20 protein-coding genes are annotated in these 19,978 nt (G+C 43.2%); 11 read left to right on the top strand and 9 right to left on the bottom strand.

Annotated features, from left to right (window positions below; translation table 11 throughout):
- Positions 1 to 45: 45 nt before the first annotated feature.
- From JFC10_RS12455 to JFC10_RS12445, 3 genes are all read right to left on the bottom strand, one after another.
- Positions 46 to 1,053 carry an alpha/beta hydrolase gene (locus JFC10_RS12455; protein ID WP_198333093.1) on the bottom strand — a complete coding sequence of 336 codons (1,008 nt, stop codon included), beginning with the start codon at positions 1,051 to 1,053 and terminating at the stop codon, positions 46 to 48.
- A gap of 277 nt (positions 1,054 to 1,330) precedes the next feature.
- A complete protein-coding gene (locus JFC10_RS12450) occupies positions 1,331 to 2,170 on the bottom strand; it encodes a BON domain-containing protein (RefSeq protein ID WP_198333092.1) in 840 nt (279 codons plus the stop codon).
- Positions 2,171 to 2,558: 388 nt separating this feature from the next.
- Positions 2,559 to 3,044 (bottom strand): YraN family protein, encoded by a 486-nt coding sequence (locus JFC10_RS12445; RefSeq protein ID WP_198333090.1) that lies wholly within the window; start codon positions 3,042 to 3,044, stop codon positions 2,559 to 2,561.
- A 150-nt stretch (positions 3,045 to 3,194) separates the two neighbouring features.
- Between JFC10_RS12445 and rsmI the strand changes: the two genes are divergently transcribed.
- On the top strand, positions 3,195 to 4,163 hold the full coding sequence (rsmI, locus tag JFC10_RS12440) for a 16S rRNA (cytidine(1402)-2'-O)-methyltransferase (RefSeq protein ID WP_193011932.1): 969 nt from the start codon (positions 3,195 to 3,197) through the stop codon (positions 4,161 to 4,163).
- A gap of 51 nt (positions 4,164 to 4,214) precedes the next feature.
- Entirely contained in the window at positions 4,215 to 5,234 is a 1,020-nt protein-coding gene (locus tag JFC10_RS12435; protein WP_198333088.1) for an adenosine kinase, read from the top strand.
- Between the two features lie 106 nt (positions 5,235 to 5,340).
- Here JFC10_RS12435 and JFC10_RS12430 read toward each other — a convergent pair whose 3' ends face one another.
- Positions 5,341 to 6,627: an O-acetylhomoserine aminocarboxypropyltransferase/cysteine synthase family protein gene (locus tag JFC10_RS12430; RefSeq protein ID WP_198333120.1), complete on the bottom strand. Its 1,287-nt coding sequence runs from the start codon at positions 6,625 to 6,627 to the stop codon at positions 5,341 to 5,343.
- Positions 6,628 to 6,909: 282 nt separating this feature from the next.
- The gene (nfuA, locus tag JFC10_RS12425) at positions 6,910 to 7,593 is read right to left on the bottom strand and encodes a Fe-S biogenesis protein NfuA (RefSeq protein WP_193011937.1); all 684 of its coding nucleotides are present in this window, start codon (positions 7,591 to 7,593) and stop codon (positions 6,910 to 6,912) included.
- Positions 7,594 to 8,095: 502 nt separating this feature from the next.
- On the opposite strand from nfuA, the gene JFC10_RS12420 reads away from it, so the two are divergent.
- The 3 genes from JFC10_RS12420 to JFC10_RS12410 all read left to right on the top strand — a co-directional run bounded on the left by JFC10_RS12420 (position 8,096) and on the right by JFC10_RS12410 (position 11,512).
- On the top strand, positions 8,096 to 9,145 hold the full coding sequence (locus tag JFC10_RS12420; RefSeq protein ID WP_198333086.1) for a bifunctional nicotinamide-nucleotide adenylyltransferase/Nudix hydroxylase: 1,050 nt from the start codon (positions 8,096 to 8,098) through the stop codon (positions 9,143 to 9,145).
- A 133-nt stretch (positions 9,146 to 9,278) separates the two neighbouring features.
- On the top strand, positions 9,279 to 10,676 hold the full coding sequence (locus JFC10_RS12415) for a nicotinate phosphoribosyltransferase (RefSeq protein ID WP_198333084.1): 1,398 nt from the start codon (positions 9,279 to 9,281) through the stop codon (positions 10,674 to 10,676).
- Positions 10,670 to 11,512, top strand: coding sequence for an SGNH/GDSL hydrolase family protein (locus JFC10_RS12410; protein ID WP_198333083.1), 843 nt, complete (start codon positions 10,670 to 10,672; stop codon positions 11,510 to 11,512). The genes JFC10_RS12415 and JFC10_RS12410 overlap by 7 nt, the downstream gene beginning before the upstream one ends.
- Positions 11,513 to 11,636: 124 nt before the next feature.
- On the opposite strand, the gene JFC10_RS12405 is transcribed toward JFC10_RS12410, so the two are convergent.
- On the bottom strand, positions 11,637 to 11,915 hold the full coding sequence (locus JFC10_RS12405) for a type B 50S ribosomal protein L31 (protein WP_193011946.1): 279 nt from the start codon (positions 11,913 to 11,915) through the stop codon (positions 11,637 to 11,639).
- A 471-nt stretch (positions 11,916 to 12,386) separates the two neighbouring features.
- Between JFC10_RS12405 and JFC10_RS12400 the strand changes: the two genes are divergently transcribed.
- On the top strand, positions 12,387 to 13,004 hold the full coding sequence (locus tag JFC10_RS12400; protein WP_198333082.1) for a YceI family protein: 618 nt from the start codon (positions 12,387 to 12,389) through the stop codon (positions 13,002 to 13,004).
- Positions 13,005 to 13,238: 234 nt separating this feature from the next.
- A complete protein-coding gene (locus tag JFC10_RS12395) occupies positions 13,239 to 14,327 on the top strand; it encodes a peptidoglycan bridge formation glycyltransferase FemA/FemB family protein (RefSeq protein WP_198333081.1) in 1,089 nt (362 codons plus the stop codon).
- Positions 14,328 to 14,440: 113 nt separating this feature from the next.
- Here the strand turns inward: JFC10_RS12395 and JFC10_RS12390 are convergent, their stop codons facing one another.
- Positions 14,441 to 14,875, bottom strand: coding sequence for a COG4315 family predicted lipoprotein (locus tag JFC10_RS12390; RefSeq protein ID WP_198333080.1), 435 nt, complete (start codon positions 14,873 to 14,875; stop codon positions 14,441 to 14,443).
- Between the two features lie 498 nt (positions 14,876 to 15,373).
- Between JFC10_RS12390 and JFC10_RS12385 the strand changes: the two genes are divergently transcribed.
- Positions 15,374 to 16,990, top strand: a complete 1,617-nt coding sequence (locus tag JFC10_RS12385) for an FAD-dependent oxidoreductase (RefSeq protein ID WP_198333079.1) — start codon at positions 15,374 to 15,376, stop codon at positions 16,988 to 16,990.
- A 119-nt stretch (positions 16,991 to 17,109) separates the two neighbouring features.
- Here the strand turns inward: JFC10_RS12385 and JFC10_RS12380 are convergent, their stop codons facing one another.
- On the bottom strand, positions 17,110 to 17,787 hold the full coding sequence (locus JFC10_RS12380) for an LOG family protein (RefSeq protein WP_193011955.1): 678 nt from the start codon (positions 17,785 to 17,787) through the stop codon (positions 17,110 to 17,112).
- Positions 17,788 to 18,074: 287 nt separating this feature from the next.
- On the opposite strand from JFC10_RS12380, the gene JFC10_RS12375 reads away from it, so the two are divergent.
- From JFC10_RS12375 to JFC10_RS12370, 3 genes are read left to right on the top strand one after another with little or no spacing between them, the layout of a single operon-like run.
- The gene (locus JFC10_RS12375) at positions 18,075 to 18,710 is read left to right on the top strand and encodes an alpha/beta hydrolase family protein (RefSeq protein WP_265089983.1); all 636 of its coding nucleotides are present in this window, start codon (positions 18,075 to 18,077) and stop codon (positions 18,708 to 18,710) included.
- Positions 18,711 to 18,720: 10 nt separating this feature from the next.
- Entirely contained in the window at positions 18,721 to 18,948 is a 228-nt protein-coding gene (locus JFC10_RS15045; protein ID WP_265089984.1) for a hypothetical protein, read from the top strand.
- Between the two features lie 8 nt (positions 18,949 to 18,956).
- On the top strand, positions 18,957 to 19,238 hold the full coding sequence (locus JFC10_RS12370) for a hypothetical protein (RefSeq protein WP_198333077.1): 282 nt from the start codon (positions 18,957 to 18,959) through the stop codon (positions 19,236 to 19,238).
- On the opposite strand, the gene JFC10_RS12365 is transcribed toward JFC10_RS12370, so the two are convergent.
- Positions 19,222 to 19,905, bottom strand: a complete 684-nt coding sequence (locus JFC10_RS12365; protein ID WP_198333075.1) for a putative quorum-sensing-regulated virulence factor — start codon at positions 19,903 to 19,905, stop codon at positions 19,222 to 19,224. The genes JFC10_RS12370 and JFC10_RS12365 overlap by 17 nt on opposite strands.
- Positions 19,906 to 19,978: the final 73 nt, after the last annotated feature.

The following is a 19,978-nucleotide window of genomic DNA, read 5'->3' as shown; positions in this document are numbered from 1 at the left end:
CAGTACTGTCTTACGCAACTGCACCTAACTTCTGATTGCCATCCATTATTTGAGCATTTTATCCAAGTACGTCAGTACTTGCGCGCGTACATCATTGACCCAACGTAGCGGCGGTGCCATCGCACCAATACTGGTCGCATGACTGGCACCTTTTATTTCACCGTTTTCCACGGTGACGCCAGCCTCTTGCAACGCTTTGGTCATTTTAGTAGTGTTGGTCGCATACACCACTTTGTCTTTTTCGGCAGTCAACAATAAATACGGTGGCTGCTCACCTTTAATTTGACGGTCTGGCATCACCTCATCTGGCGTAGCATCAGCAGCAAAGGCGGTGGCGCTATCAAATTTACGGAAGTCATAACTATAAGGACCAGCAATACCAACGACCGCTGTAATATCCTTTGGCTTAATACCATAAGGCGCTAAAAAATCTTCATTGGCGACCGCTGCAACCGCGTTAAATGCACCAGCAGAATGTCCCATTACCGCCAAGCGTTTAGGATCAGCATGTAAGCTAGGAGCATTATTGATACTCCAAGCAATCGCTTGCGCCGTATCTTTGACATAATCAGGGTATACATGCTCAGGCGCTTTACGATAATTAATCACAGCGGTAACATAACCTGCTTGCGCCAAACTCTGACCGACAAAGGCATACTGTTCTTTATTACCACTCTCCCATGAGCCACCGTGGACAAACACCACCATTGGATAGCTGTCGTTAATCGCACTATCAGTGATAGCGTTTTGGGCTTTCATCGCTTGTGCTAATGGCTTGGGATAATAAATATCCAAATCTTGATTGGGTTCATCACCATAGAGAATGTTTTTGCTGACGCCAACGCCGCCACTAGAAGTAATGCCATTGACGATAGCGAGTGGCGATAGGGCCTGTGCATTCTGGGTAGCTAGCGCAACGCTACCTAATGCTAAGGCAGCGACGCCCATGAATTTTAAGATCCCTACTTTGCTAGCAGTATTATTAACCACGCTTTCATTATTTATTTTTTGACTGTTTTTATTATATTGTGCGTGCTTATTTGCATCCTTCATGGCCAGTATTCCTATTATATTTATATATTGATCAAAATTAATAGCATTGCGACAGCGGTTTTATAGAATAAACATTAGGGTCTGTCTTGTCTATTCTTCGCTTTTTATATCTTACTGGCTGGCTCAGGATTTCTCGTGTTTTTCCTGTTAACAGTGTTTAGGCTTCTTGTCATTAAACACGGTTTAAACTGACGGGCCAAATAGCTTACGCTAAAAGCTATTTAGCCACTGTCTTTTTGTTTTACTGGTAAATAATCGCTGTATTTTAGAGCGCTTTTTACTGATCTTCATACAGGTCTATATATGGACTTGATGATGGTTGCTCAACGATTGTTCCATCTTCGGTCACGACAATGGGAGTCGCTGTACCAACGGACGCTGGCGCTTCAGAAGTGTTAATGCTAGCAGCAACCACTCCGTCCACAACGACTGGCGCTAAAGCAGGATTTACCAAGTTATTTTCAGACATAATGTCGTCTTTACCTATCTTTACGCCCCTATCATCAACGACGGTCGTCAGCAATACCAGCTCGGTCACACCAACGGTGCTGTTGGCAATATCGATTAAGTGGCTCTGCTGAGTCGGTGTCATACGTCCCATGATATAAACCACGCCATCATTGGTCACTGCTTTTATCTGGGAAGCTTTGATGCCATCACTCGTGGCTACTTTTGCCAGCAACTTTGAGGTGATATAGCCATCATGAACCGTCGAACTATAGCCTTTAGAAGCGCTGACGTTTAGCTCATTATAGACATGGCGCACATCTGGCATAGAGCTGACGACTTTTTCGACTTCTGCTTTGATGGCCTCAGTTGGTACTTCGCCTGTCAATAACACTTCACTATTAAAGCTATCAATACCCATACGACTGGTTTGTTGCAGGTCTTCTTTTAACCCATAAACATTGATTTTGACGGTATGTTCAATACTGCGATCCAGTAGGCGCTGCGGGATGGTGCGCTCTGTCATCGGTACACCATACGTACCTTCTGTACTGTTGGTCAAATAATTGGTGGTACAGCCCGTAGTGACGATGCTGGTCATTAGCATAACGCCTATCGCGGTGCGGCGTGATGAGCCAAAAATAGCAGTGCGCAAATGCATCCGTGTCATGATTTACCTCTTAGAACATGAGTGTGACGATCGTATAAAATCAATTGATTGAGCCAGTGTTAATCTAATAACGTTTGTTTTGACAACTATTAATTCAGTTAGGGCGTGTCCTTATTTTGAAAATGGTGATAAAAATGAGATAAGTTGCCGTCAAACAAGGAAAATAGCGCAGATAATATCGAGATATTGGTAAGCTATTTGACAATGTTTGGCAAAATTTAGCCATTTTTAGCCCATTTAGATAGTAATCCATTGAATTGAGGACAAGCCCTAATAATAACTTAGCTACTTTACTTAATTTTTACTATCAGCGGTTAGGTTTTTGGTAACGCTCACTCGGTGACAAGTACTTACTACCCTCTAGCTGGGTAGCTTTTACAACCTATTATCACGTATCTGCTATAAAAGCACCTTTGAGCCATTGTGGTTGATTTTCTATATTTTGACCACTGAGCTTAATATGATTACTTACCGTATCATAAGCGATGACATCGAACCGGCAGTCATAATCCTCATATTCAGGATGCTGTTGCAGAAAGTATTGAGCCGTTTTAATCACTTTACGTTGTTTGCTTGTCGTCACGCTCAGTGCAGCACCACCAAAACCTGAGCGCTGCCGTTGACGAACTTCAATGAATACCAATGTCGACCATGCTGAACCTGTCTCCAGCATAATCAAATCCAGCTCACCCACTTTTGGCTGTTGCCAGTTTTTTGCAATTACTGTCAATCCTTGCGATTGTAAAAACTCACATGCCTGATGCTCGAACAGACTGCCTTGGCGCTGCTTTGGTGAAGTGAGGGTCAAAGGTGTATGACTGGACATAAGCTCGATGGGTCTGGTTAACATTTCAGAATTATCATAGCACATCATGCTAAACTAGCCACTTTCACGCGCTCTATCTGTTGTCTGTCGTCAATCTAATCACTCGCTATTTATTTGCGAAAGACCATAGATAGCAACAGTATAAGCAGTGACGCCACATTATATTTTAATTTCCGCTTTTAATACTCCGAGGTTTTCATGTCCAGCCCTACCGCGATGCCAGCTTGTCTATATATCGTTGCCACGCCGATTGGCAATTTAAGCGATATGACGCCGCATGCAATTGATGTTTTAAAGCAAGTCGCCATCATTGCCTGTGAAGACACCCGTACCTCAGGTAAGCTTTTGTCACATTTTGGCATTGATACCAAAGGCAGTAAAGCTGACGATGAAAAAGACTCAGAATCTCCTAACACTAAAAATAATATCGACAATAACGTGACAGGAGCTGATACCGCAACCAAGCAAAAAGGTCATAACAAGCTTTGGGCATACCATGAGCACAATAGTGCCATTCAAACACCCAAAATTATCGAGATGATCGAGCAAGGTCATTCGGTTGCTTTGATTAGTGATGCCGGTACGCCACTCATCAGTGACCCAGGTTATCAACTGGTACAGGCCGCTCATGCCGCAGGCGTTAGAGTCTCTCCTATCATTGGTGCCTCTGCTGCGATTGCCGCACTATCAGTCGCAGGATTGCCCTCAGACCGCTTTAGCTTTATTGGTTTTTTACCCGCCAAAACCCACGGTCGTCAAAAACAACTAGCAGCATTAAACTCACGTACTGAGACATTGATATTTTATGAAGCGCCGCATCGTATTATCACCAGTTTAGAAGACATGGCGGCGGTATTTGGCGCAGATCGTGAAGTCACTTTTTGCCGTGAATTGACCAAAACCTTTGAGACCGTCCATAAAAGCACCCTTGGCGATTTGGTGGAATTTGTCAAAGCTGATGACAATCAGCAACGCGGTGAGATAGTCGTGGTCGTCGCTGGCGTGAATGTGGCGCAGGATGCGGACGACATCAGTATTCATGATAAATTGTTACAACGCTTGCTTGAGGACTTATCGGTTAAAAAAGCCGCTGCATTGGGCGCTGATATCACTGGCGTAAAAAAGAATGCGCTATATCAGCGTCTGCTTGAACTACAAGCTGACTAGTTTTAACTATAAAAAATAGGCATTTATAACTTAATTGAGGAGAAGTGAGCAATGTACAATGTAATGGCAATAGGCAACGCATTGGTCGATCACGAATATGTGCTGTCAGATGCGGCACTAGATGAAACTGAATTGACCAAAGGCAATATGACGCTGGCAGGTATCGACGAGCAACAGCAATTATTGGCGTATTTTAAGCTGGCAGAAATTGAGCCATCAAAGCAGGCTGGTGGTGGCTCAGCGGCCAATACGATGTATGCCTTTGCCAGTTTAGGCGGCAAGCCATTTTATGCGTGCCGCGTCGGTGACGATCAACAAGGCGAGTTTTACCTCAAAGACTTACATGAAGCAGGCGTTGCAACTTCAGAAAAGTCTATCCATGCAGGCGGTGTAACGGGTTCATGTGTGGTCGCAGTGACCGAAGATGGCGAGCGTACCATGCAAACTTATCTCGGTACTTCAAGCGAAATCACCGCAGAGAATGTCGATTTTGATGCGCTGACACAAGCTGACTGGTTATATATAGAAGGCTACTTGGCCATGACTGAAAGTATTCAGCCAGCCATGACTCAGTTGCGTCAACAAGCAGGGATTCATGCTGCAAAAATTGCCATAAGTTTTGCTGATCCTGCCGTGGTAAAGTTTGCTAAAGACGGTTTACTCAACATGTTGGGTAATAAAGTGGCAGTGATATTCTGTAATAGTGAGGAAGCCAAGCTCTTTACGGATAAAAAACAAGTCAAGGCCGCCGCACGCGCACTGCTTGAGTATTGCCAAACGGCAGTCGTCACTGATGGTGCCAATGGTGCAACGATCGCCCATAAAGCTGATGACACATCAGAGATTGAGATTTATGAAGTTGCTACACCAGTCGTTACTAATGTGATTGATACCAACGGTGCCGGTGATAATTACGCAGGCGCATTCTTATACGCGTTGTCGCAGCACTATAGCTTGCCTGAATGTGGTCGCCTTGCCAGCGAAGTGGCGGCGCAGGTGATTCAACAGTTTGGGCCAAGATTAGCCTCACAAGATTATAGAGATATTGCAAAGCGTGTACTATCTGCTTAATCACTGATTACGTCTTTTTAACGCTAATAAAAAAGCCCATATTAAATCGATGTGGGCTTTTTCTTTCTCAACTTAGGGTACTGCTAATAGATTAGAAACTTACAAATTAAGCCGAGGCTAATGCTTGCGCAAGATCTTCTTTAATATCTTCGATGTGTTCGATACCAATTGATAAACGAACCATATCGGTACTCACGCCCGCATTTTCGAGCTCTTGCTCATTGAGCTGGCGATGCGTCGTCGTCGCTGGATGACAGGCTAGTGATTTGGCATCACCGATATTCACCAGACGAGTAATCAATTGCAGCGCATCGATAAAGCGCGCCCCTGCTTCTAGACCACCTTTTACCCCAAAGGTCAAAATAGCAGAAGGCGTACCTTTCATATATTTTTTGGCAAGTTCATGCTCAGGATGATCCGGTAAACCGGCATACTTCACCCACGCCACTTTATCATGGTCACGTAGATATTCTGCGACTGCTTGGGCGTTTTGGACATGGCGCTCCATACGCAAGCTTAGCGTCTCCATGCCTTGCAAGATACCAAAAGCATTTAACGGGCTAAGTGCCGCGCCTGTATTACGCAGAGGTGCCACACGAGCACGAGCGATAAATGCCGCTGCGCCCACGTCTTTGACAAAATTCACTCCGTGATAACTATGATCTGGCGTGTTCAATAAGGGAAAACGCTCAGGATAATCGCCCCATGCGAATTTACCACTATCGACAATCGCCCCACCAATCGACGTGCCTGTACCACTCATATATTTGGTCAATGAATGAATCACGATATCCGCACCAAACTCAAAAGGACGACATAACGCAGGCGTGGCAACCGTACTATCAATCACCACTGGCACACCATATTCATGTGCGATATCACTCAGCGCTTGAATATCAACGATGTTGCCTAATGGATTACCGATACTTTCGGCAAAGACCATCTTGGTTTTATCATCGATCAAATTACGAATCGCTTCTGGGTTTTTATGGTCAAAGAAACGGACTTCGATCCCTTGACGCGGCAACGCATGAGCAAATAAATTATAAGTACCGCCATATAAGGTCGATACAGCAACGATATTATCACCCGCTTCACAGATGGTTTGAATCGCATAAGTGATGGCTGCCATGCCAGACGCCACTGCAAGGGCACCGATACCGCCTTCAAGCGCCACGACACGTTCCTCCAACACAGCGTTGGTCGGGTTCATAATACGGGTATAAATATTGCCCGCGACTTTTAGATCAAACAAATCAGCACCATGCTGAGTGTTATCAAAGGCGTACGAGCTGGTGTGATAAATAGGCACTGCGACCGCTTTGGTCGTTGGCTCAACGCTATAACCGGCGTGAATCGCCAAGGTCTCAAGACGCGGAGTATTGGTCTGCATAGCTGGTTTTCCGTCACTCATACTGTGCTCCTGTTATTCATTTATTCGTTCATTATTAAGTAAATTTTTTATGATTGAGAAATATCTTAAGCAATCCATATTAAGATATTTATCGCTAAACGACAGACATAAAAAAAGCTGAGTTAATCATAACTCAACTTCTTTATGAAAAGAATAGCAAATTATTCATCGCTTAATGACAGAAATTCATAAGCGACAAAACCATTGGTAGACTTGTCAGATTTATGACGATTATTTAGCTTTTAATCATAAAGTCATTTTTTATTTATAGTAAGCGTTTTCAGTACGGGTATGATCCGTCTCATCAATGACTTGCGTCAACTCTGGTATTTGCTGCTTAAGTTGCACTTCAACGCCTTGACGTAAGGTCATGTCAACGGCTGAACACCCTTGGCAACCACCGCCAAATTTTAGTACGGCAGTCAGACCAACGCCTTCTTCATCAATCAACTCAAGCAACTGTACGTCACCGCCATGCGCCGCTAAGCCAGGGTTAATCTCTGACTGCAAGACGTAGTTGATACGCTCTTCGACACTGGCATCCGCACCCACTTTAGGTACTTTAGAATTTGGCGCGCGGAAGGTCAGCTGACCACCAAAACGGTCTTTATTATAATCAATCACCGCGTCTTCTAAATAAGGAACTGACGCCGCTTCGATAAAGGCAGAAAAACTGTCATACGTAAAACGCAAATCAGCGCTGTCCTCTTCGCCAGGTTGGTTATAAGCCATACAGCACTCAGCACGCGGTGTGCCCGGATGTTCAACAAAAATACGGACACCGATACCATCCGTATCCTGCTTGGATAACAAATCTGCTAAGTAGCCTTGGGCTGACTCAGTAATAGTAATATTGCTTTTTGCTTCAGTTTGCTCAGTATCTAGCGCTGATTCATAGTCTGCTGACTGGTCTAGTTGGCTTTCAGCTTGGTTGTGCTCACTCATAATATGTCCTATGCGTTATGACACAAACGCTATATTTGTCATGGCTACTGTGTCGTGAATTTGGATTTTTAAAATTTTTACGGCTTATATCAGTTTGAGAGCCATCAGTGATTGAGGTTTATTATTGTAATGCACTGACAGCAATGGTCATAAATTCTAATCCGTCTATAATGGTCATTATACCTGAATCAGGCAGTAATTCCGACCGCGCTACTATGAATTGAACCGCGACCGTTGCAAATGGTTGTCATTGATTTTTTTAATGGCGCTACTAATCAGTAGATTAGGCATTGTTGGTATAATGACCGATAAGCTACCCTCTATATAAAGACAGCTCTATTATTTATCAAGCAGACTAAATGCAAATAATGCCTACCAAGGATACACCCCTAAACATCTTTATACTTGTCAGCGAGTGATAGGCTGTGTCAGTATTGGCGTCATTACTTTTTACTCAATAAATTTTAACCAATGAAATATCCGTAGTAGGAAAGTGGCGTATATGAGCGAATCATCAGAGCAAAGTTCAGCTAAAAACAATAAACACTATCGTTATTTGGTTTTCATTGGGCGTTTCCAGCCCTTCCATCGTGGACATAAGGCGGTGATCGACGAAGCATTGAAGCGTGCTGATAATGTCATTATGTTGATAGGCTCTGCTAACTTACCGCGTAGTTTACGCAATCCATTTAGCGTCGCTGAGCGTGCTGCGATGATTAAGGGCGCGTATTCAGCAGCAGAAGCGGCACGTATTCACTGCGTTGGTCTAGATGATGCGCTCTACAACGACACGCGCTGGCTACAGTATGTGCAAGCAGGGGTGAAATCTGTCACTGGTGATTTGCAAACTGATATCGGCTTGATTGGTCATTCCAAAGACAGCTCCTCGTATTATTTATCGCTATTCCCCAACTGGGCATCCGTCTCAGTGCCGAACTATCACAACTTATCCGCCACCCCTATTCGTGATAGCTATCTAATGGGCGCGACCCCGACCCCTGAGCGTACCCCTGAATCGACGCGCAAGGTTCTGAACGATTTCAAAAAGACAGACGAATATCAAAATCTGCACGAAGAAGCGGACTTTATTGATAAATATAAAAGACAATGGGAATCAGCGCCTTATCCACCAACCTTTATGACAGCAGACGCACTAATTGTCCAGTCAGGACATATTCTATTGGTTGAGCGCCGCAGCATGCCAGGGCGCGGGCTATGGGCATTACCAGGCGGCTTTTTAAATCCAAAAGAGACATTATTCGATGCCTGCATCCGTGAGCTACGTGAGGAGACTCGCCTAAAAGTCCCTGAGCCAGTATTGCGCGGCTCTTGTCATAGTCAGCATACCTTTGACGACCCATATCGCTCAGCACGTGGTCGTACGATTACCCAAGCCTTTTATTTTCAGCTTAAAAATGATCCAAAAGGTCTGCCGAAAGTAAAAGGCAGCGACGATGCAGCCACAGCTTTTTGGCTACCACTAGCTGAGCTTGATGCCACCATGATGTTTGAAGACCATTATGCGATTATTACCAAAATGGTTGGTTTGTAGGATTTTATCAGACGACTATCTCGTCTTCTATTAATAGTTTTCCATGCCCCAGCTGATAGACAGCAAGGGCTAACCGCCGCAACTGTTCTTTCATTAAAGCAGCTGCGGCATCTCAAAGCAGAGGAGTTCTGTGATGTACACCAGCAATTTAAATAATTTGATCTTAAATAGTGACAGCTATAAAACCTCACATTGGGTGCAATATCCAAGCGGTAGTGAATATCTATCGAGCTACATTGAGGCACGTAAAGGCAATTACGATGTGGTATTTTTTGGTCTACAAGCCTTTATTAAAGAATATCTAAGCACGCCAATCACTCATCAAGACATCGATGAAGCCGAAATGCTCATTCAAGCACATGGTTTAACCTTTAACCGTGCTGGCTGGGAGCGTTTGGTTGATAAACATGGCGGTTATTTACCACTACGTATCGAAGCCATCCCTGAAGGCAGCATCGTTCCAGTATCCAATGTCGTCTGCCAAATTATCAATACCGATCCTGAGTTTTACTGGCTACCAAGCTATATCGAGACTGCCTTGCTTCGTGCCATTTGGTATCCATCAACCGTTGCAAGCGTTTCACACTATTGCAAAGGCATCATTCGTCAAGCGCTGGAAAAATCAGCAGACAATACCGAATCACTCACTTTTCGTTTGCATGATTTCGGCTCACGCGGAGCATCTAGTCAAGAATCTGTCGCGCTCGGCAGCTTAGCGCATTTGGTGAATTTTGCTGGTACCGATTCGATGACAGCGTTGGTCGCTGCCAGCCGTTGGTATCACATGGATAAAGACATGCCTGCCTTTTCTATCCCCGCCGCTGAGCATAGCACCATGACCGCATGGGGTCGTGATGGCGAAACAGCTGCTTTTGCCAATATGATTGAGCAGTTTGGTGGTGCAGGTAAGAGTTTTTCAGTGGTCTCTGACAGCTATGACTTATGGAACGCCATCGATAATATTTGGGGTGGTAGCTTAAAAGATGATGTAAAAAATATGGGTGGGACGCTAGTCATCAGACCCGATAGTGGCGAGCCTGCCAAAGTGGTTCGCGAAGCCTTGGAGCGCTTGGCAGTCAAATTTGGAACGACGATTAATAGTAAAGGTTATAAAGTGCTGCCTGATTATGTACGTGTTATCCAAGGAGATGGTATCAGTCCGCAAAGCTTAAGTAAGATCATTGATGTGGTCATGAAAGCAGGCTTTAGCGCAGATAATGTGACATTTGGTATGGGCGGCGGTTTATTACAGCAAGTCAACCGCGATACCATGAGCTGGGCAATGAAAGCCAGTGCTATCTCTATCAATGGCATATGGAAAGACATCTATAAAGACCCTATTACCAGCCGCTCAAAACGCTCAAAGAAAGGACGTTTGGCTTTGGTTAAAAACAACAATGGACAGCTAAAAACCATCAAGGCTGAAGATCTATCTGCAGACACAGACAACTTACTGCGTGATATTTATGTGGATGGTAAATTATTAATTGAAGACAATCTCACCACGATTCGGGAGCGTGCAGGATGGTAAATACCTATAAAATAGCCTCAGTGGCAAGAGATGTACTGCTTGCCCCTGTATATCTTTATCAAGGTCGCAAAATTAAGCGTGATACGGTACGTCTACCTGAACCCAATGGAGAAAGGCATGGGCAAGTTCAATTAAGTAACGTGCTTGAGTCGCCAAAAGATGCGCGCAAGCAGACATTAAATCTAATGATTGTTGGAGACTCGGCGGCGGCTGGCGTCGGTAGTGAGACGCAGCAAGAGGCTCTTGTCGGTAACTTAATTCCTGTTTTGACGCAGCAGTCTGCTATCCAAAACCAGTTTGATACACTGAACTGGTCATTGCAAGCGACAACGGGGCATACCAGCTTTGATATCTTGCGTAGGCTTTATGTCCTACCCGCGCCTAGCCAGCCTGTTGATATGATGGTGCTAAGTGTCGGCGTTAACGACACCACATCCAAAGTCTCTGTGGATAAATGGCAACAGCAAATTGAGGACATTATCGCTATCGCTCAGCGTAAATTTGGTGTACAAGAGCTGATTTTTTTAAGCTTACCACCGATGGCACAAATGCCTGCGATACCTGCACCATTGAATAACTTTGTTGGTGCTAAAGCCTCTATCCTTGATAAAATATTGCAACAAGTATGTGCGGCTGATGACCGTGTCACTTATATGGCAACTGATTTTCCACGGATGATAGAAGAGCATGCTAATGGTACACCAATCGATATCAAGGTGATGTTTGCCAGTGACGGTTTCCACCCCAGTAGCCTCATGTATGGTTATTGGGCGCAGCAATTATCGGAGTTGATTATACAGTTGTTAGATGCGCCCACTGCATCGTTTACCGATTAGCCTAGTGAGGGAAATTGTTTAGCACAGGCACTTGTCCTACTTCTAAAATTTAAACAAAAAAAACCGCTGATTACTCAGCGGTTTTTTATTGCTTAGCGAAATACATTTACACCATAAGGGTAAATTATTCAGCAGAATCAGCAGCTTTCTTGTTACGGCCACCAAACGCAGCAAAGCGTTTGTTGAAGCTAGCAACACGGCCTTCAGTAGAAGTTTTACGCTGCTCGCCAGTATAGAATGGATGCGACGCACTTGAAATATCAAGTGGGTAGTATGGATATTCTGTACCTTCATATTCACGAGTCGCTTTAGTCTTAACCGTTGAACGAGTTAAGAAAAACACGTCAGCGTTAGTGTCATGGAATAAAACTTCTTGGTAATTAGGATGGATATCTTTACGCATAATAAACTCTCTATGTCCGATGTATATATGACGCTCTTGAACACCATCTTAGACGATGTGTCAAACCAGTCATGACATACGTAACTGAGGCACTAAGGACATTTATAAGTATGGCAGCTGCGTCACTGGCTTATTCCAGCACCCAACACCACTCCTCTGCTCACTTAGCCTTTCCCCAGCGGGAAAATCAAACCGCGATTTTAACGGTTTTTATCACTCGACGCAAGCAGCAGTTGTGAGTGATATATGTGATAAGTTGTCACCAAAACCTCTATTCTGTTGAGACACACACATGATATTAGTATAATATTAAGTTAGTTAAAATAATCAATAGATATATTTACTTTAGATTAATTTAATAGTTAATTTTTAATATTCATCATCTATAAATGATGATGGATACCGTTCTACTTGGCCTCATTAATCAAGCATCCACTATTAACGAACATTCAATTCAATAAGGACAATATCATGATGAATACTGTTATGAAAAATAGCGCAAAAGCACTTCTTATCAGCTCAGCACTGGCACTCACTACTGTTGCAAGTGCGGCTTTACCTAGCCAATGGCAATTAGATAACTCGCACACTCGTGTTGGGTTTTCTGTCAATCATCTAGGGTTTTCGACCACAATGGGTCATTTTAATGACGTCAAAGGGGTCGTAAATTATGATGTCAAAGCACCCAGTAAAACCAATATGAATTTCACCATCGCAACTGATAGTATCGATACCAATTGGGATGCACGTGATGAGCATTTAAGAAAGGCTGAATTTTTTAACGTCGCCAAATATCCAACCATGAGCTTTAAATCAACCAACGTGAAATTTATAAATCCGCAACAAGCCAAGGTCACAGGTGACTTTACTATGCTGGGTCAGACCAAACCACTAACGCTAGATGTGACTTTAAATAAAATCGCTAACAGCCCTCTTACCAAAGAGCCTGTTATCGGTTTCCGCGCAACGGGTAATATCGATCGCGCAGCCTATGGTATGACTGCTTTCGCGGATGGTATCACCACCAATGTCCCTATCCAAATCGATGGTGAACTGGTAGAGAAAAAAGTCAATACGACAAAAAAATAAAATAGCGCTGATTTTAGCAGCAGAAAAAAAGCCTACCCCCTCCAAACATTTAAAAAAAGCAGCCACCAAATGGCTGCTTTTTTGACGATATTGCAGCCACTCCTTTATTGTTGTTGGCATATATTTAATAAATCGCATAAATACGTTCCATTTGCTTGTTAACCTCAAGTTTTATTGTTATATTCATATATACGGATTTACGAATATAACACATAGCGCTGAGGGAGCAGAAAGATGAATACAGTACAGGTAGACTTTACCGAGATAAATACCGAATGGGATCAAGATATCGCCGACTACCACTTTGATATTTATCATTTATCTGGTTGGATTGCTGCATCAGCTATTGTAGATAAAGGAACTCCTCAAGGTGTGATTGCCACTTACAACAATAAAAAGATCTTCTTGCCTATCATCATACGGGAAATTGATTCAGAGCATTGGGATGCCACGTCCACTTATGGTTACGGCGGTCCTGTGATGGATAAGTCTCTAACTGATGCTGAGTTGGACATAATATTGGCAGAAGTAAAAGCCTTTCTCTTGGCAAAAGGTTGCGTGTCTTTATTTATGCGATTGCATCCAATCATCAATAAAGAGTGGCTGCCAACGGTCGGCAAAGCACTCACTCATGGATTGACATTGATGTCTGACTTGAGTAAATCTGAAGAAGAGCACTGGAGTGAGACTCAGAATCGTCATCGCAGAGGTATCAAAAAAGCCTTAAAAATGGATGTCGTGACAAAAATTGAGCGTTTAACCAGAGAAAGTGCGGTGGTCTTTTCTAACATTTATAAAGAAACGATGGCGCATGTGAAGGCCGACCAGTACTACTTTTTTGATGATGATTATTTTTTTAATTTGCTCGAAAATCTGCAAGACAGAATACTACTGATAACTGCCTATCAAGATAATAAAGCCATTGGTTCATCTATCTACACGATCTGCAAAGAATCGGGCATTATGCAGTTCCATCTTGGAGGCACGCTCAACGCCTATACACATCTACAACCTTCCAAACTCATTACTCATGTGGCTCGTGATTGGGGCAGAACCAATCATTATAAATTGCTACACCTTGGTGGCGGTGTAGGCTCCAATCTAGATTCTTTATACGAGTATAAAAAAGGGTTTAGCTCACAAGAGTTATTATTCAAGACTTATAGACTCGTCGTAAATCCAACAAAATACGCAGCGTTAGTCGCCGATAGCTGGTTTACTGAAAATGATTTACGCTCAGACTTTTTCCCTCTATATAGAAAAGAGCCTGCGAAAGAAGGCATCTTGGAGACTGAGCAAGCGGAAGCCTTGGCAGAAGTTTGATAGCTTTATTTTACTAGTCTAACCATTCGCTCAAGCCAATAAAAAAGCAGCCATTACAATGGCTGCTTTTTTGATGCTAATCGTCTTTAACTTCACTACATAATAGGGTTGCTTTACTTGATTTTGACGATATGCCAAACGCCAAGTTTATTGTCGCCATCTTTATCGCCCACCTTTGTATCATTGGCATAGAAATATAAAGGCTTGCCATTCATCGCCCATTGATACTTGCCATCTTCGCGTTGGAACGCCGCAAACTGCCCTGATGCTTTGGCATTACTCGGTGCCATAAATGCTGGCCAAACGAGCAGACAGGCGCTACCGCACTCTGATTTATTCATCGCGTCTTTGTCAAAGGTATATAAGGTCATGTGATTGCTAGCATCGACTAACATGCCGTTTTTACTTGCGACGGGTGCGGTGTTTTTATTGGTGGCTTGCACATCATGCATGCCAGAATCATCCTTACCGACCATATTATTTAGTGTTGAACAACCAGTAAGCGCCAAAACACCGGTGAGAGCCGATAACATAAGCATACGTTTCATAATAACTTCCTTGTCATTGTGATTGTCATCATAAATTTCTATTTAGATTTTTTTCATCGTTTGACGATTTAAGCGGCAAAAAAACACAGCACTGACTTCAAGCAGTTTTAATATAGCATATGCAACAGCGCAGTCGTTTCTATCCATCTATAAATTTACAAATTGGATAAATTGGCACAGTTACTGCTATCAAGCGCCATAGCCATCCATTGACAAAACTCACGTATCTACTTACGTATTTGCCATCATATTAGTTATCATTTTTCGTAGAATACCCCTATAGATATTAAGAATTACTACACAATGACAAATATGACCGTTGCGGCTTCATATACATATTGAACTTGATGCACTTTGCACGCATATCAATAGTTATAAACGGCTTAGAACAAGATCCATTAGAACAAAATTTTTAAAATTAGATTTTTAGAATAAAACATTTAACAAATACACCGAGCATGACCTGCTGTAAATGCTATTAAGGATATAACAACGACAATGACTCACTCTTTCATTAAAAACCCAGTGAAAAACCAAGCGCACTCTGCCAAACGCGTCGGTATTCTTGGTGGTGGTACGGCAGGCGCAACCATTGCTATTCGCCTTGCGGCATTGGGGCTTGAAACTTATGTATTTGAAAAAAACAAATCGCTGATTGATGGCCCACCGATGTGCCACTTGCATGCTGGCGGCAATCTATACCGCGAAATTCCTGATGAAGATTGTGTGGCTCTCCTCAAACAATGTATCGATATACTGCGCCTTTATCCTTATACCATCGATGTTCGCCCGACGGTATTTGCCGTGCCAACCCGCGATGAGGGCTTGCCAGAAGACTTGCTACCACGTCTTGATATCTTGACCGATGCGTATCGTAAGCTTATCGCCGAAGATGCCAATAACAAAGTGTTGGGCGAACCTGAAAACTACTATCAGCTTTATAGTCATGAGCAACTCATTGCGCTGTCTGAACGTGAGCAAGTCACCGTGCCGCAGTCGGTTGATGAATGGTTGATACCAGTCGCTAAGTATTTAGACTTAAATAAAGTCAAGTTTCCACTGATTGTCGTGCAAGAATATGGCTGGAATATTTTTCGCTTGGCAGCCTCTGCGCAATTAGCATTAGCAGATTATGAGCATGCTCACGTCTTTACAGATACGCAGGTTAAGCAAGTCATGCCGGTCGATTGTGAGAATTGCTCAAACGCTGACCACCACGTCACTAAATGGCGTATTGATTATCAGCAAGCTGCCAGCTCTAAAACTAAGCTTGCAACCGAATCTGAGACCAAAAATACAACTGAATCTATCGAAGTGGATTACCTAATCAACGCTTGCGGTTTTCGTACTGGCGTCATCGACGACATGGTTGGGGTAAAAGTCACGCGTATGGTCGAGTTTAAATCTTCTTATATCACCCACTGGGATGATACTGGCGGACAGATACCAGAGATTATCGTTTATGGCAGTCGTGGTACGCCAGAAGGCATGGCACAACTCACGCCTTATCCCGGTGGTTACTTTCAAATACATGGCATGAGTAAATTTATCACGCTATTCGATGATGGCTTGGTCGCCTCGAGCAAAAACAGTGCCCAACCTAAATTGCCGCCGCAGTATGTACACTACATCGAAGATGGCTGGGATAAAGCACCGTTACAAGCACGTAGTCAGCAAGCGATTGATTATGTGGCTGAGTTTGTACCGACTTTCCATAGCGCACGTACGGTCGGTAACGCGCTATATGGTGGGCAGCAAATACCCGGTCAAGACGATACGCTGCGAGTGGCTGATGTGAGCTTGTACTCTAATATTCGCTATGCACGTGCAGAAAACGTCAAAGCCTCATCGACCTTGATTGCTGCCGATCAAATCGTTGATGAATTGACTGAACTTGGCTTAATTGATCATGACACGCCAGCCAATCGCAATCGTTATGCTCATGAGTGGGCGTATTTGACAAAACACGATAGCGTGGCAATTGATGAAGTCGCGCGCACACTCGCTGAGCAACGCGGCTTTCCATTAGCTATGGCTGATGTGAATCACGGTATTGATGAGACACCTTTAGATGATTTAAACGTTGATAATGATTCAAGTGCTACTGAGATTTAACAAACGTTCTATTAAAAATTGAAAAAAAAGGAGAGAACGGCTAACAATCAGCCCTTCTCTCCTTTTTTATGGATAAAGCATTTATAGATAAAAGCATTTATAAATAAAAATATGTGCTCTTAACTACCAGCCATTTTTTCGGTATCGACTGCATCGTCTATTTTTACGACTGTTTTTAATAGGTCAATGGCTTCGTTAATCGTGTTACATACCACCAAACGTTCCAAATCTTCTTGCTTCATAAAACCTTGGTCAGCCGTATATTTTAAGTGCTCGATCATACGATCATAGAAACCATTAATATTCAGAATAATCATCGGTTTTTCATGTTGATATAGCTGACGCCACGTGGCGATTTCCATAATTTCTTCCAATGTTCCAAGCCCACCCGGCAAGGTAATAAAGGCATCTGCGTACTCTGCCATCACGGTTTTACGGGTGTGCATGGTATCGGTTAAATGCAGACGAGTCAGCTGCTCATGGGCAATTTCGTGCTTGAGCATAAAGGTTGGAATCACACCGACCGCTTGCGCGCCGCCTTGAATCACCTCATCTGCAACGGCACCCATCAGCCCGATGCTCGCACCGCCGTACACCAAACCCATGCCATTGTCGGCGAGCGCACTACCCAGCTCGCGGGCTGCCTGCTCGTAGACTTCATTATTGCCCAAACGCGAACCACAATAAACCGCTACCAACGGCATCGTTAATGTTGATTTATCTACTGCTTTTTCAATATTGGTAATGTCTTGACTGGTAATGACTTCATAAGTGTCATTATTAATTTTCATTTGCATATAGCTTCCTTAATTTTTATATCGATTGTTTTTTGTTAAATACTCGTTAAAACCCTGATGGATAGTATCACCCAAGATAAATAGCATAGAACTTGGAAGTCACAATTGAGCGCCTTGCTTACCAGCATTTATCTTAACATAAGCGATGCTATCAGGTGGCTATCAGCTTATTTAAGCTGTTTATCACTACGTAATGACTACATTTTAAGAACGGATTATTGATAAATAATTGCAAATAAATAGCCACTCCATACCGCAAAAAACCATAAAAATATGAAGGTTAAACCATGGAAAATAAACAGCATCAAACGGATACTTATTCACTGAGCATCATGACTGAGCGCAATCGAGCACTGGCAGCGACTGTCTATCGTCCTAAAAATGAGGTGAAAATAGCAGTTATGATAGCACCAGCAACAGGTATCAAACGCCAGTTTTATCACAATTTTGCCACTCACTTAGCAGAAAATGGCTTTGGTGTACTAACCTTTGACAATGAAGGCATCGGTGAATCGCTGTCGTCTGAATTGGCTAAATGCGATGCCTCTTTAATCAGTTGGGGTCGCCATGACATGCCAGCCGTCCTTGATGCGTTGCAAGACGAATTTGCCGACGCTACTTATCATGTAATTGCTCATAGTGCGGGCGGTCAGCTGATTGGTTTGATGCCAAATTATAGTACACTCGCTTCAGTATTCAATGTCGCTTGCTCATCAGGTCGTATCAGAAATATGGACATGCCCTATAAACTCAAAGCGATGGGGTTTATGGATGCCTTTATTCCACTCACTAACTTGATGTTAGGGTACACGCCGTCAGATAAAATTGGTATGGGCGAGCCGCTACCACGCGGCGTGGCTCGGCAATGGCGCAGGCTATATCAAGACCGCTTTTGGCAAAAGCATTCATACCCATTTTTATGATGAGCTTGGCATGCCAGCATTATGGCTTGGCTTTAGCGATGATGATATCGCCAATAGCGAAAACATGGATGACATGATACGGGTATTTACGAACATGCCAATCGAAAAGCGGTTTTTGAATCCTGAAGATTTCGGATTAAATCATATCGGTCACATGCGCTACTTTAGCAGTAAAACCAATGCTAAAGCGCCCGAGCTTTGGCAAATGGCAGTAGACTGGTTTAGTAAAGATGAATAGGATACTTTATGCAAAAGCATACGCAATTTATTAAAGTAGCAAATTCGTGTTTAGATACTTTATTTCTAAATAACGATCCCAAGCTTTTTGATTTACCTTATAAGTTGGAAGCATTATCTAATAGTATTTGGGAAATTGAAGACAATATCGAAACTAAACTTTATAATATTCGTGTAAACAGATTAAAAACGAATTTAATTAAAGAAAGTGATGTTGTAGCTACTTACATTGTTTATTTAGATGAAAACTCAGAATTTGTAGATGAGTTCTTTATTACTCAGCACTTTTAATTTTTTCTGCTTCTATACGCTTTTTTAATGCAGAATACAGTGACGGCTGCATATTATGAATATTACCCAGCATCCATTTTACGTAGCTGATTGGCACGTCTTTGATCAGCGTACCCTTATGTTTACCAAAGGGCATTTTGCTCACTGGATTGGCTTTATTGGCGATAGCATGGACAGCAGCAAAATCCGTCGGTGCAATTGCTAGGCGCTCGCAGCACGCCTGATAAAGCAGATAACACATACGCGCATCACCCAGCGCATCATGAGCGGCAATCGTCATCTTACATGCTTGTTCTTTGCCTAATAATTGCTCGATACATTTGGACTGACCGTAAGCGCTCCATTCTGGAAAGGCGGCACGCGCGAGTCTCACGGTACAAATCAGCTTAGCAGACGGACTGCCAATCACTCGCCAATCAAAGCGGACATTATGACCGATCAAATACTGCGGCAACTCAAACGCCTCTAAATCGAAGCGCTCAAGATCGGCAACACCATCATCGGTGATGCCGTGAATTTTAATCACGACTGGTGATATCGAACGACCACTATTAAAGTACTTCATCCACTCAAAACCCGTCACCACATTAATAGTCGCCACTTGAATCGGACGCGGATCACGACCTTGGTCGGTTTCGGTATCGATAATCAGCGCAGTGTCAGTCATAAAGATTCAGCCATGGAGAGCAACAATAGATAGCAACATTGGTATTTTATATAACGTTTTAAAAACACGTAAA

Origin of the sequence: Psychrobacter aquimaris (genome assembly GCF_016107525.1) — a bacterium.
GTDB lineage: Bacteria > Pseudomonadota > Gammaproteobacteria > Pseudomonadales > Moraxellaceae > Psychrobacter > Psychrobacter aquimaris.
This window is presented reverse-complemented; position numbering and strand designations above follow the sequence as displayed.

Bases quoted from the DNA above. Each gene is read 5' to 3' on its own strand.
- JFC10_RS12445 (WP_198333090.1), bottom strand. From the start codon at position 3,044: ATGATGTGCTATGATAATTCTGAAATGTTAACCAGACCCATCGAGCTT.
- JFC10_RS12405 (WP_193011946.1), bottom strand. From the start codon at position 11,915: ATGCGTAAAGATATCCATCCTAATTACCAAGAAGTTTTATTCCATGAC.
- JFC10_RS12415 (WP_198333084.1), top strand. From the start codon at position 9,279: ATGTACACCAGCAATTTAAATAATTTGATCTTAAATAGTGACAGCTAT.
- JFC10_RS12390 (WP_198333080.1), bottom strand. From the start codon at position 14,875: ATGAAACGTATGCTTATGTTATCGGCTCTCACCGGTGTTTTGGCGCTT.
- JFC10_RS12400 (WP_198333082.1), top strand. From the start codon at position 12,387: ATGATGAATACTGTTATGAAAAATAGCGCAAAAGCACTTCTTATCAGC.
- nfuA (WP_193011937.1), bottom strand. From the start codon at position 7,593: ATGAGTGAGCACAACCAAGCTGAAAGCCAACTAGACCAGTCAGCAGAC.
- JFC10_RS12435 (WP_198333088.1), top strand. From the start codon at position 4,215: ATGTACAATGTAATGGCAATAGGCAACGCATTGGTCGATCACGAATAT.
- JFC10_RS12370 (WP_198333077.1), top strand. From the start codon at position 18,957: ATGCAAAAGCATACGCAATTTATTAAAGTAGCAAATTCGTGTTTAGAT.
- JFC10_RS12395 (WP_198333081.1), top strand. From the start codon at position 13,239: ATGAATACAGTACAGGTAGACTTTACCGAGATAAATACCGAATGGGAT.
- JFC10_RS12385 (WP_198333079.1), top strand. From the start codon at position 15,374: ATGACTCACTCTTTCATTAAAAACCCAGTGAAAAACCAAGCGCACTCT.
- JFC10_RS15045 (WP_265089984.1), top strand. From the start codon at position 18,721: ATGCCAGCATTATGGCTTGGCTTTAGCGATGATGATATCGCCAATAGC.
- JFC10_RS12455 (WP_198333093.1), bottom strand. From the start codon at position 1,053: ATGAAGGATGCAAATAAGCACGCACAATATAATAAAAACAGTCAAAAA.
- JFC10_RS12420 (WP_198333086.1), top strand. From the start codon at position 8,096: ATGAGCGAATCATCAGAGCAAAGTTCAGCTAAAAACAATAAACACTAT.
- JFC10_RS12380 (WP_193011955.1), bottom strand. From the start codon at position 17,787: ATGCAAATGAAAATTAATAATGACACTTATGAAGTCATTACCAGTCAA.
- JFC10_RS12410 (WP_198333083.1), top strand. From the start codon at position 10,670: ATGGTAAATACCTATAAAATAGCCTCAGTGGCAAGAGATGTACTGCTT.
- JFC10_RS12430 (WP_198333120.1), bottom strand. From the start codon at position 6,627: ATGCAGACCAATACTCCGCGTCTTGAGACCTTGGCGATTCACGCCGGT.
- rsmI (WP_193011932.1), top strand. From the start codon at position 3,195: ATGTCCAGCCCTACCGCGATGCCAGCTTGTCTATATATCGTTGCCACG.
- JFC10_RS12365 (WP_198333075.1), bottom strand. From the start codon at position 19,905: ATGACTGACACTGCGCTGATTATCGATACCGAAACCGACCAAGGTCGT.
- JFC10_RS12375 (WP_265089983.1), top strand. From the start codon at position 18,075: ATGGAAAATAAACAGCATCAAACGGATACTTATTCACTGAGCATCATG.
- JFC10_RS12450 (WP_198333092.1), bottom strand. From the start codon at position 2,170: ATGACACGGATGCATTTGCGCACTGCTATTTTTGGCTCATCACGCCGC.